We start from the raw sequence: 12,233 nt of genomic DNA on the forward strand, positions 1-12,233 counted from the left end.
TTACTCTGATATTCTCGGATAGGTTTTATATGATTTTAAAAGGGCGGTTTTGACCGCTCTTTTTTTGTTCGCAAATTCTACCGCCGCAAAATCGCTTCGCTCTTTGCGGGGTGGAGTTGTAAAATGAGATAGTAAAAGCGGTGCAGAGTTTTTTACTCCGACACCGCTTTGTTATTTGCTTTAGTTTGTGTTTCTTCTACTTGGTAGTGGCTCTTTGCTAGGTTTGGCTATGCCATTCCTCACTCCTCACTTAGCCTACACCTTTATTCTCCGATACTCTCCCGGAGTCATATTTTCATACCGTTTGAATACCACGGAGAAATAAGATCCGTCCTGAAAGCCCGTTTCATCTGATATCTCGCCTATGGTCTTGTTGGAATACACAAGCAGATCCTTTGCGTGCTGTACCCTTACTTGCGCAAGATACTCCATAGGTCTGAGCTGAAAATTTTTCTTAAAAAGTCTGCATAAGTGCTGCTCGGATACTCCTGCGATTTTTGCAAGCTCGTTAAGCTTTATTTGCTCCGGATAATGCTCTTCAATATATTGCAATACGTCTGCCAAGGCAACAGATTGTGCGGTATAAAATGACGAGAGCCTGTTATCAGCTATTTTACGATATTCTATAAGAAAGTCGTAAAGCTGTGCTGAAGCGTAATGATTGCCATAAAGCTTATCACTTTTCAGAGTATAGTAGATGCGTGTTATGATACGGCGTAATCTGTCCATATCTACCCCTTGAATGGCGGTGAACTTATTAAGCTTCCACTGCTCCAAGAGGGGAATGACCTGTGAGCCGGAAAAGGCTATCCAATCCAGATACCACGCATCGCTTAGCGCATGATACTCATGTGGACAGAATGGGGGAATATAGAAAACAGTATCGGGCGGTATTTTTGTGGTTTCTCCGTTTATTATGACCTCGCCCTCCCCTGAGCGTGACAAAAATATTTGTGGGTACTCGTAGCCATCTGCACGTTTTATTGGAAACTGCCAGCTTTCAAGTCCCAGACCTACCACATAAAAGGGCAGGTTTTTTTCGTCGCCTATGACGGGATATATCTGTTTGTACATTATTCTGCACCCCCAATTTACATATCTTTATAATACCACTGGGTTTGGGGTTTGTCAAGATAAAACTATTCTTTTGCTGAGCTTTTAAAGAAAAGCGAAAAGATAAAGGCGAATGTCATGGCTGCAGTTATGCCTGCGGCGGAGGCGGTAAGTCCCCCTGTGAAAATGCCTAGGAAGCCTATTTTATCTATCTGTTCACGGACACCGTTATAGAGAAGATAGCCGAAGCCCGTGAGAGGGACAGTTGCGCCACAGCCTGCGAGGTCTATAAGTGGCTTATAAAGTCCCAGCGCACCCAGAAGCACGCCACCTGTGACGTATGCCACCAGTATTCGTGCTGGGGTCAGTTTTGTGAAGTCCATAAGCACCTGTCCTATGGCACAAAAAAGACCTCCTATAAGAAAAGCCCATAGATAGTCCATTAGTTTGCTCCTTTCATATCTTTTTCCCCTGACAGCCACACGAGATGTGATATAGAGGGGATAGATTCCCCTTGCTGATTTACTGTTGGTGACATTAGCGCACCCGTGGCAGCAAAGAGGATATTTTTTATTTCTCCTGCACGGAGCTTCGGGAGAAAATAGCCGCACAGAACGCTTCCTGCACACCCGCAGCCGCTTCCACCTGCGTGGATATCCTGCTCGTCAAAGTCATAGAGCATCATGCCGCAGTCTTTATGATTGTCACGGATATTTATATTTTCACGCTCGAAAAGCTCACAGAGAATACGGCTTCCAACTTTGCCAAGGTCGCCTGTGACAATATAATCGAAGTCGGAGGGGGCCATGCCTGTGTCGGCGAAAAATGTGCTTATGGTGGAAAAGGCTGCTGGAGCCATGGCTGCACCCATGTTGTTGGCATCGCTCACGCCCAAGTCAACTATTTTTCCGATAGTACAGCCCCTGATGTAGGGGGGCTTGTCCGAGGGGGCAACCACCAATGAGCCTGAGGCTGTGGCTGTCCACTGAGATGTGGGAGTGCGCTGTCCACCGTAGTTGAGGGGAAAGCGGTACTGTCTTTCAGCGGTGCAGAAGTGGGAAGATGTGACCGCCATTGCTTTTTTTGCGAGGTCGTTGTCAACGAAAAGAGAGGCGAGGAGAAGTCCCTCCGCCATGGTGGAGCAGGCTCCGTAAATGCCGAGGAAGGGCATTTCAAAGGCTCTTACGCCATAGGTAGTGCCGACACACTGATTTAGCAGGTCACCGCCGAAAAGCACGTCTATATCCTCGGGGGAGAGGGCGGCTTTATTCAAGGCATGAAGCACTGCCTGCTTTTGAAGCTGACTTTCGCCCTTTTCAAAGCTATCTGTGGATAAATAGGGATCGTCATTTATTTTGTCAAAATAGTCGCCCAAAGGTCCTTCGTTTTCTTTCTTGCCGCCTATGGCTGCGAAAGAGATGACAGAGGGTGAGGTTTTCATAAGCTTAGTGGCTTTCATTTTATCACTCCTATTGATGAATATCGTCATTTGATGTTATTTTCTACATTGCAGATGAAAATATGCAAAAAAAGTTTGGCGTTTTAAACGTAAACTTAAAACTATCTTAAAATAAACTTGTTTTGATCTCAAAAACGTTGACATATTCACAAAAAAAAGATATAATTAAATAGTCGATTTATTGTTGATTATGTAGTGTTTTGTTAAGTGGTATGTGTGAAGGGAGGATATGTCCCGTCAGGGGCATAGTTTTAGATGAAGAAAAGTGAAGATATGCCGGTGGTCATAAAGCTTGACCGAAAAAAAATAAAGCAGTCGGCTAAAAGCAGGGTGAAGCGAAATTATATCGCCTGCATAGCAGTGTGCTTTATAATGGTATTTATTGCAGGAGAATATGGCTCGACCACGCAGAATGTGTCAAGCTATGATAATTCTCACGTTGCTGATCTTAAATATGACGCCGAAGATAAGGAAGAGATCATTGAGGATATGGTCAAAAATGGTCTTACGGCAGAGCAGGTCAGTGACAAGTGGCAGATAGATAATCCTGACGCTGTAAAAAAGTGGTTGGACGCTTATAAAAAATACGGAGTTGACGGACTAAATTCAAAGGAAGTCACGTTCTTTGGTTCATCAAACGACACTTCTAATCTGGAAGCACTGGCAGACGCTTTTTCTTTTAGCCGAAATGCAAAGGAAAAGGCACAGACCTATCTTAATGACAGGCTCAATAATTTTACAGCCTCTGCTTCGGTTTATTTTGACAGTGCAACAAGCTCTAATTCCTATCAGTTTTCATTGCTTACGGCGATAATGAATGTTTTAGGAAAAAAATCCACATGGGATACTATAGTTTCATTCGTGTATTTTATTTTCCAGTTGATGTTCACCATATTCATAGTGAATGTGCTTTGGGTATGTGAGAGAAGATTTTTCCTTGAAAATCACACATATAAGAAAACGAAGATAGGCAGACTAGGCTTTCTTTTCCGCGAGAGAACGCTTCACCCTGCAAGGACTATGTTTGTAACCAGCATATATCAGACCTTATGGGCGTTTACTATCGTTGGATATCCTATAAAACATTATGCCTATTCAATGGTGCCGTTCATATGTGCGGAAAACCCTAACATCAAGACGAGAAAGGCAATAAAGCTTTCTATCGCCATGACTAGGGGATACAAGTGGCAGCTTTTCAAGGTGGATCTTTCTATGATAGGCTGGACACTGCTTTCGAGCATATCGTTCGGTGCGGTGGGAGTATTCTGGTCTAACCCATACACAACTGCGATAGACGCAGAGGTGTATTTACAGCTAAGGCGTGAGGCTATCAAGAACAAGATAGAGGGCTATGATGAGCTTAATGACAAGCTGCTTGACCTTGACCTTCTGGAAGAGCTTATGGCTGAGGAAGCTGCACAAAAGGGTGAAAATCCGGACATTGTTAGAAGCATACCGATATGCACAATAAAAGTGCCTGAAAATGATGAGAATGGGGGCGGTGAATAATGGAGAGAACGCTGACGCTTGACGATCTGCGGGAATTTGAGCAATACCCCGGTCTTGCGGTAGACAGAAAGGCGCATTTCAGCCGATTTGCCAACAAGACTATAGTTCACCGTGACTATCACAGAAACTATACACTCATGACGTATATACTGCTGTTTTTCATATTCGCATTTATAGGCTGGATATGGGAAGTGGGCATACACATCGTTGAGGACGGAGTTTTCGTCAATCGAGGAACTATGTTTGGCCCGTGGCTTCCTATATATGGCTTTGGCGGTGTGTGCGGTATCATACTGCTGAAGCGGTTCATAGACCACCATGTGGCGACTTTTTTCCTTGTTGTGGGGTTATGCTCGGTGGTCGAATACGCAACGAGCTGGTATCTTGAAACGTTCAAGCACATGAAATATTGGGATTACACGGGATATTTCTGCAACATCAATGGCAGGATATGTCTTGAGGGAGCGTTGATATTTGGCTTTGCAGGCTGTGCAGGAATATACATCATGGCACCGTTTTTTGATGATCTTTTGAAGAAGATACCATTCAAGGCAAGGTTTGCGGCGTGCGTGATACTTGTTGTATTATTCTGTTGTGACGCTGTTTACTCAAAGGCTAATCCTAATCAGGGCAAGGGCATAACTGATTATGCGGCTTACAATCTGCCTTTTCACAGGGTCTTGGTTAGTGAGGAGTTGGGTGTTAGGAGTGAGGAATTATTATTGCCGCACTCTGATATTCTCGGATAGGTTTGATGTGACTATTATAAGGGCGGTTTTTGACCGCCCCTACGGATTTTTTGGGGGAATAGAAAAGCGGTGCAGAGTTTCCACTCCGACACCGCTTTATCTTTTGTTCTTTATTTAGTGCTTGTGATTTACTCGGTTTGGCTATGTCATTCCTCACTCCTCATTCCTCATTTAACTAGAGCTTTAATCCAAAGCTTATTGATAATGCCGAATTTACTGCGGACATGGAGCTTACGTCAAGTGTTCCCATTTTCTCCTTTAGCCTTTTCTTGTCCAATGTACGGATCTGTTCCAACAATACCACGGAATCTTTCGCTAGTCCGCAGGTGCCACCGCCAACTTCTATATGTGTCGGCAGTTTCGCTTTATCAAGGCGGCTCGTTATTGCCGCTGCTATCACTGTGGGTGAATGCTTATTGCCTATGTCATTTTGTACTATCAGCACCGGTCGCATACCGCCTTGCTCTGAGCCTACCACTGGGCTGAGATCTGCATAATATATATCGCCCCTGTGTACAGTCACTTGTAAACACTCCTATTCTATGGGCTTTCGCCGTGATTTGCAGGCTTTTGCTCCTGCTTGTTCCTATTATTGCCTTATTATCGGGGTATTATACCAAAGTATCTATTTTGTTACAAGGTGCAGGGCTGTTTTATTTTATGCGGCAGCAGTGCTTTGGGTGAAAAGTCAGTATTGGTTGACTTTTCACGGTCAAAGTGATATACTTAACATAGTAAATAAAGGCGTAAATGCCTTGAAAGGAATGATTCTATGAGCGAAGGCTGCACACATGATTGCGAAAACTGTGCTTCAAAATGCTCTGATAAAAAGAGCTTGAAAGAGGAGCTTAATGCTGCGAGCTCTGTGAAAAAGGTATATGCAGTAATGAGTGGAAAGGGCGGCGTAGGCAAGTCTTTGGTGACAAGTATGCTTGCAGTAACGGCACAAAGACGTGGTTTTAAGACCGCTGTGCTGGACGCTGACATAACAGGCCCGTCTATACCGACAGCGTTTAATATCCACGAGAGAGCTAATACCAATATGTATGGCATTATCCCTGCGGTGAGCAAGACCGGTATTGAGATAATGAGCCTTAATCTGCTTCTTGAAAATGAAACTGACCCTGTTGTATGGCGTGGTCCTGTTATCGCAGGTGCAGTGAAGCAGTTTTGGACAGATGTGGCGTGGAACGACGTTGACGTGATGTTTATAGATATGCCACCTGGAACAGGCGACGTGCCACTGACAGTTTTTCAATCCATTAAGGTTGACGGCATAGTTATCGTCACTTCGCCACAGGAATTGGTTTCCATGATAGTCGAGAAAGCGGTGCATATGGCGGATATGATGAAAGTACCGGTGCTTGGGATAGTGGAGAATATGTCATATTTTGAGTGTCCTGATTGTGGAAAGAAGCATAATATCTATGGTGAGAGCCATGTGGACGAAGCGGCAGTGAAGTTTGGTATCGACGCTGTGGCGAAAATGCCTATAGACCCGAAGTTTGCGAAAGCTTGCGATAATGGTGAGATAGAAGAAGTCGAGGGCGGCTGGCTGGATACGATCGCGGATAAACTGCTGACTAAGTGAGGAGTGAGGAGTGAGGAATGGCATAGCCAATCGAGTAAATCACAAGCATAAAGTAAAAGTCAACACCGAGCGTAGCGAGAGATAAAACGCAGGCACAAGCCCGGCGTTAGAGGGCTTGCAGGGTCAAGGGACAGAGTCCCTTGCGGAGCTTGAGGCAGAGCCTCAATAGGCGTAAGCCTACCAAGCGGTGCAGAAAAGCAATAGAAGAAAAACAAACTAAAAGCAAAATCAAAGCGGTGTCGGAGTAAAAAAACTCTGCACCGCTTTTTCTATCCCATAGCACAACGTAAAATCCGCAAAGAGCGTAGCGATTTTGCGGCACAGCGAATTTGTCTGAACAAGATGTAGGGGCTGGCGCCCTCGACAGCCCGCTCGAAGCGGTAAGGTTTGATTATTCATGAATTTGTGTAGACGTGCCGTGTGCGGAAATGTTGTGCCGTACAGTGTTTTGAAAAAATATGCCGAACGTTGTGCGGATAACGTAGAATTGGACAGGCAAACGAGAAGCGGGACGTCGCATTTCTGCTTGCAGAAATTGCGCTGCTCCCCTACACATGGTTTGTGTTGTAAAATAAATTGTATGTAAGCAGAAGGTAAGTTGGGCAAACAAAAAAGCAGACGGATAAACCGCCTGCTTTCGCTATATACAGTAATTATTAGAAACCAAGAATGCCCTTGAAATCTTCAATAAGCTTTTCTTCCTGTGCCTCTGCATCAGCTCTTGTGTCGCCGATAGTTGTGTAGTATGCCTTGATCTTTGGCTCTGTGCCGGAAGGTCTGATTATTACACTTGCGCCCTGCTCAAGCTTGAATGCGATAACATCTGACTTTGGAAGTGTAAGAACTGTCTTTGCGCCTGTTTCAAGGTTTGTTTCCTCAGATGCAAGATAATCTGCTATGTCTACCACCTTGAGTCCGCCAATAGCCTTAGGTGGATTAGCTCTCAGATCAGTCATGATCTCCTTCATTCTCTCCATTCCGCTTGCACCCTCGCACTGGAATGACTTCTGGCTGTGGAGATAGTTGCCGTACTTCTTGTACATATCTTCTCTTGCCTGAAGCAGTGAGATGCCCTTTGTTCTGTAGAATGCTGCCATTTCACAAATGAGCATTGAGCCTACTACTGCGTCCTTATCTCTTACATATGAGCCTGCAAGATAACCATAGCTCTCTTCAAATCCGAAGATATATCTGTCGTCCTGTCCCTCTTTCTCAAGGAAACCGATCTGCTCGCCGATAAACTTGAAGCCTGTGAGAACTTCTCTAAGCTCTACATTGTACTCTGCTGCTATCTTCTTGCATATGTCTGTTGTTACGATAGTCTTAACTGCAACTGGGTTCTTTGGCATTGTGCCGAGGGCTGTTCTTTCCTGACAAATGTATTTGAGGAGCATTGCACCTACTTCATTTCCGCTGAACAGTACATAGTTTCCGTCAGGGTCAGGTACTGCGATACCAACTCTGTCACAGTCTGGGTCTGTTGCAAGAAGAAGATCAGGCTTTACTGTCTTGCAAAGCTCAAGTCCCTTTGCAAGGGCTTCCTTTATCTCAGGGTTAGGGAACGGGCAGGTAGGGAAGTTTCCGTCAGGATTTTCCTGCTCAGGTACTACTGTTACTTCCTTTATGCCTATCTTCTTAAGGATAGCTCTTACAGGTTTGTTGCCTGTGCCGTTAAGAGGAGTGTATACTACCTTCAGACCGCTGTCTGCTACAAGGTCAGTATGTACGCCCTGCTGTGCTACCTTGTCAAGATACTTGTCGATAACTTCCTGCTTGATATATTCGATCTTGCCTGACTTGATACCGTCCTCAAAGTCCATTACCTTTGCACCGCCGAACATCTCAACTGCATTGATCTTGCCGATAACAGTGTTTGCAACATCGAGTGTGATCTGACAGCCGTCCTCGCCGTAAACCTTGTAACCATTGTACTTTGCAGGATTGTGTGATGCAGTTATAACGATACCTGCCTGACATTTAAGCTCTCTTACAGCCCAAGAAAGCATTGGTGTAGGCATAAGCTCTGAATAGATGTATACCTTTATGCCGTTTGCAGCCAGAACCGCAGCAGCTTCCTTTGCAAACTTGTCAGACTTGATACGGCTGTCATATGCGATAGCTACGCTGCCGTTTTCAAATGCGCCGTTTACATAGTCTGCAAGACCCTGTGTTGCACGTCTGATAGTGTAAACATTAAGTCTGTATGCGCCTGCACCGATAACTCCTCTGAGTCCGCCTGTGCCAAATTCAAGATCTCTGTAAAATCTGTCCTGGATCGCAGCCTCGTCGCCCTCGATAGATTTAAGCTCTGTCTGGAGATCAGGATCGTCAACAGCCTTTTCACACCAAAGCTTGTAAAGTTCCATTTCTGTCATTGTTAAATCACCTCATATAAATATTTCGCTTATAAAATACACATTTCTATAGAATACATTATAGCACACTCCCATATTTATTTCAAGAGTTGTAACAGTTATTTAACAAATTCCTGCAACTATTTACAAATGAGTTTTCGGAAACTTTTCGGGGCATAATGCTAATTTCGGGACAGGGTGAATATAAATATAAAAATAGTATATGTGAGAGGTGGAAAATGTGAAAATATTAAGGAAAATATGCTCGGCAGTGTTATGTGCGGCGGTGGCAGTGTTTATGGTGTGTTCGCTGGCGGAGGGAAAAGAAAAAGCAGGTGCGCTGTCATCGGAGGACTTTGTGCCTGCGGACACTGTGGCGGTGAGTGATATCATAGAGGGGCTTACGGCTAGGTCTGCAGTGGTGACGGAGATGACAACAGGCAGGGTGCTTTTTGAAAAAGAGCCACAGGAGCAGTGTGAGTGCGGTCACTATGCGAAGCTCATGGTGCTTTTGCTTACAGCAGAAAAGATAGACAGCGGTGAGCTTTCCATGAGCGACACGTCAGTGGTGTCGGAGTATGCCAACTCTCAGCAGGGAAGCCAGATATGGCTTGACAAGGGAGAGAAGATATCTGTGGAGGAGCTTATAAAATCAGTGTCGGCAGGCAATGCAAACGACGGCTGTGCGGCGCTTGCGGAAAAGGTGGCAGGCTCGGCAGACAAGGCGGTGGAGCTTATGAACAGCCGTGCGAAAATGCTTGGCATGAATGACACTGTTTACACTGATTGTACTGGCATGGGAGAGGGCAATGTTACAACAGCAAAGGACACGGCTTTGCTTTGTTCGGAACTTGCAAAATACAAAAATCTCACTCCTTACCTTACCTGCTGGCTTGACACTGTGAGAGACGGCAAGGCGGAGCTTGTGAACCTTAATAGGCTTGTGCGTACTTACAAGGGCGTAACAGGCATGAAAGCGTGGGGAAGTGAAAAGGCTGGGAGCTGTATTGCGGCAACGGCTGAAAAAGGGGATATGTCAGTATGCGTAGTGCTTAACGGCTGCGATTCGCAGGAGAATATGAATGCTGAGGCGAAGAAACTTCTGAACTTGGCGTTCGATACTTATGAGATATACACCCCTGAACTTCCTGATGATATGGTAAAGGAAACTGTGGTGTGCGGAGGAGAGGAACTTTCTGTGGAGCTTGCTCCCGAGGGGCTTTATCCTATAGTTATACCGAGGGGAACATATCGTATGGTGGAGTGCGATTTTACGGCAGAGGAGAAGCTTGACGCACCTGTGAAAAATGGCGAAACTGCGGGAGAAATAAGATACACCATGGGTGGAGAGGTGATATTAGAGGGAAAGATAGTCGCCTGCAAAGAGGTGAAGAAAATGAATTTTATCTGCGGCATAAAAAAGCTTGTGTACAATTTGCTGAGTATGTAATATTATATTTGTTTAAAATGCACAAAAGATGATTTCGCTTTATAAAACTCTTGAAATGTTCACAAAAATATAGTATAATTTATCTAGTATTAGCGGAGGAACGTGTTTTATGGTATCACGCTCTCCGATAGGTAAGGAAAGGAAATGAAGGATAATGTCATTAAAGCTTAACACAAAGTATCTTGAGGGTTTTGTAAGTGAACATGAATACGAGGGTATGGCTGCACAGGTAACTGCCGCTCATAATACTCTGGTGAACAGAAACGGTCTGGGAAATGATTTTCTCGGCTGGGTAACACTCCCTGAGGATTATGATAAGGAAGAATTTGCAAGGATCAAGGCTGCTGCCGCAAGGATCAAGGAAAAGTGCGATGTTCTCATCGTTATCGGTATCGGCGGATCTTATCTTGGTGCAAGAGCTGCTATCGAGCTGCTCAAGTCGCCATTCTACAACAATCTTAAGAAGGATACTCCTGACATTTATTTTGTCGGAAACAATATCAGCTCGGCTTACCTCAATGAGGTGCTTTCAATTTGCGAGGGCAGAGATATCTGCGTAAACGTAATTTCAAAGTCTGGCACAACAACTGAGCCTGCACTTGCTTTCAGAATTTTCAAGAAGCTTCTTGAAGATAAGTATGGCAAGGAAGAGGCTAAGACAAGAATTTTTGCCACAACAGACAAGGCTAAGGGCACACTCAAGCAGCTTTCTGACGAAGAGGGCTATGAGACATTCGTTGTTCCTGACGATGTTGGAGGAAGATTCTCAGTTCTTACAGCAGTTGGTCTTCTCCCTATCGCAGCAGCAGGCTGTGATATCGACAAGCTCATGGCTGGCGCAAGAGAGGGTATGAAGAAGTATTCTGCTGACGATAACAACGATTGCTATAAGTACGCAGCGCTCAGAAACATTCTTTACAGAAAAGGCAAGAGCGTTGAGATGCTCGTTTCATATGATCCTTCATTCACAATGATGGGCGAGTGGTTCAAGCAGCTGTTCGGCGAGAGCGAGGGCAAGGACGATAAGGGTATATTCCCATCTGCCGCTACATTCTCAACAGACCTGCACTCACTTGGTCAGTTCATCCAGGACGGCTCAAAGCTTATGTTTGAGACAGTTATGCACATCAAGACACCAAAGAGCGACCTGTTCTTGGAGCCTGACAAGGATAATCTTGACGGACTTAACTTCCTCACAAATCAGAATATGTCAGTTGTAAATGAAAAGGCATATCAGGGTACTATCCTTGCTCACACTGAGGGCGGCGTTCCTAATATCGTTATAGATGTTGACAAGCTCGATGAGGAAAACCTTGGCGAGATGATCTACTTCTTCGAGAAGGCTTGTGCTATCTCAGGTTATATGCTTGGCGTAAACCCATTCAATCAGCCGGGCGTTGAGAGCTACAAGAAGAATATGTTCGCTCTTCTCGGCAAGCCGGGTTATGAGTCACAGAAGGCTGAACTCGAGGCTAAGCTGGGCTAATATCCTAAAGGCAGAACAAAAGGAAATTTTGAGCGTTTCCCCTTCGGGGGTCTGCTCTTAAAATAAATGCTTTAATAAGCGGAACGGAGAGTTTATATGATTAATTTGATTCCAGGTAAAAAGGGCACAGGCAAGACTAAGATACTTGTTGATTCTATCAAGAAGGCTGCTGAAAATGCTACAGGCAACGTTGTTTGCATCGAAAGAGGTATGCAGCTTACCTATGACCTTCCTCATAATGTAAGATTGGCTGACGCTGAAGAATACGGTATCAACAGCTTTGACAGCTTCTATGGCTTTGTTGCAGGTCTGATGGCTGGCAACTATGACATTCAGGAAGTTTTCGTTGACGGTATCCTGAAGATCGGCGGCAGAGATTATGACGCTCTTGGCAATATGCTTGAAAAGGTAGCAGTTCTCACAAAGGACGTAAACGTTACTTTCACAGTATCTGCTGACGTGGACGAGCTGCCTGCAAAGGTAAAGGCTTTCATCAAGTAAGGCTTTACGCTTCGTTTATTGGTATTTTGATAGCAAAAACGAAAAAATTGAAAAAAAGTATTGACAAATCACGTTTCTCAG

General features: G+C 44.7%; 11 protein-coding genes. 6 read left to right on the top strand and 5 right to left on the bottom strand.

Translation table 11 applies throughout. The features are described 5' to 3' along the window. Nucleotides 1-255 precede the first annotated feature (255 nt). The 3 genes from KQH97_RS06710 to KQH97_RS06720 form a co-directional block, all read right to left on the bottom strand. Nucleotides 256-1,074 carry an AraC family transcriptional regulator gene (locus KQH97_RS06710; protein WP_051706839.1) on the bottom strand — a complete coding sequence of 273 codons (819 nt, stop codon included), beginning with the start codon at nt 1,072-1,074 and terminating at the stop codon, nt 256-258. A gap of 65 nt (nt 1,075-1,139) precedes the next feature. Then, a complete protein-coding gene (gene spoVAE / locus KQH97_RS06715; RefSeq protein WP_022287409.1) occupies nt 1,140-1,496 on the bottom strand; it encodes a stage V sporulation protein AE in 357 nt (118 codons plus the stop codon). Beyond that, complete coding sequence (locus KQH97_RS06720) at nt 1,496-2,512, bottom strand: stage V sporulation protein AD (RefSeq protein WP_216553598.1); 1,017 nt, start codon at nt 2,510-2,512, stop codon at nt 1,496-1,498. Before KQH97_RS06720 ends, spoVAE begins: the two co-directional genes overlap by 1 nt. A 255-nt stretch (nt 2,513-2,767) precedes the next feature. On the opposite strand from KQH97_RS06720, the gene KQH97_RS06725 reads away from it, so the two are divergent. Continuing rightward, nucleotides 2,768-4,021 (top strand): DUF975 family protein, encoded by a 1,254-nt coding sequence (locus KQH97_RS06725; RefSeq protein ID WP_216553600.1) that lies wholly within the window; start codon nt 2,768-2,770, stop codon nt 4,019-4,021. After that, nucleotides 4,021-4,770 (top strand): putative ABC transporter permease, encoded by a 750-nt coding sequence (locus KQH97_RS06730; protein ID WP_216553601.1) that lies wholly within the window; start codon nt 4,021-4,023, stop codon nt 4,768-4,770. The genes KQH97_RS06725 and KQH97_RS06730 overlap by 1 nt, the downstream gene beginning before the upstream one ends. 175 nt (nt 4,771-4,945) lie before the next feature. Here the strand turns inward: KQH97_RS06730 and KQH97_RS06735 are convergent, their stop codons facing one another. Next, nucleotides 4,946-5,293 carry a type II toxin-antitoxin system PemK/MazF family toxin gene (locus tag KQH97_RS06735; protein WP_022287405.1) on the bottom strand — a complete coding sequence of 116 codons (348 nt, stop codon included), beginning with the start codon at nt 5,291-5,293 and terminating at the stop codon, nt 4,946-4,948. A 249-nt stretch (nt 5,294-5,542) separates the two neighbouring features. Here KQH97_RS06735 and KQH97_RS06740 point away from each other — a divergent pair, with 249 nt between their 5' ends. Then, nucleotides 5,543-6,361 (top strand): Mrp/NBP35 family ATP-binding protein, encoded by an 819-nt coding sequence (locus KQH97_RS06740; RefSeq protein WP_117878031.1) that lies wholly within the window; start codon nt 5,543-5,545, stop codon nt 6,359-6,361. Nucleotides 6,362-7,017: 656 nt separating this feature from the next. Here KQH97_RS06740 and KQH97_RS06745 read toward each other — a convergent pair. Further along, nucleotides 7,018-8,736: a phospho-sugar mutase gene (locus tag KQH97_RS06745; protein WP_117878033.1), complete on the bottom strand. Its 1,719-nt coding sequence runs from the start codon at nt 8,734-8,736 to the stop codon at nt 7,018-7,020. A gap of 220 nt (nt 8,737-8,956) precedes the next feature. On the opposite strand from KQH97_RS06745, the gene KQH97_RS06750 reads away from it, so the two are divergent. From KQH97_RS06750 to KQH97_RS06760, 3 genes are all read left to right on the top strand, one after another. Continuing rightward, nucleotides 8,957-10,165, top strand: a complete 1,209-nt coding sequence (locus KQH97_RS06750; protein WP_216553602.1) for a D-alanyl-D-alanine carboxypeptidase family protein — start codon at nt 8,957-8,959, stop codon at nt 10,163-10,165. Between the two features lie 154 nt (nt 10,166-10,319). Beyond that, the gene (locus tag KQH97_RS06755) at nt 10,320-11,651 is read left to right on the top strand and encodes a glucose-6-phosphate isomerase (protein WP_041337158.1); all 1,332 of its coding nucleotides are present in this window, start codon (nt 10,320-10,322) and stop codon (nt 11,649-11,651) included. A 96-nt stretch (nt 11,652-11,747) separates the two neighbouring features. Then, nucleotides 11,748-12,152 (top strand): hypothetical protein, encoded by a 405-nt coding sequence (locus KQH97_RS06760; RefSeq protein WP_022287400.1) that lies wholly within the window; start codon nt 11,748-11,750, stop codon nt 12,150-12,152. The last annotated feature ends 81 nt before the right edge of the window (nt 12,153-12,233 follow it).

Origin of the sequence: Ruminococcus sp. MSJ-25 (assembly GCF_018917825.1) — a bacterium.
In the GTDB taxonomy this organism is placed as follows: domain Bacteria; phylum Bacillota; class Clostridia; order Oscillospirales; family Ruminococcaceae; genus Hominimerdicola; species Hominimerdicola aceti.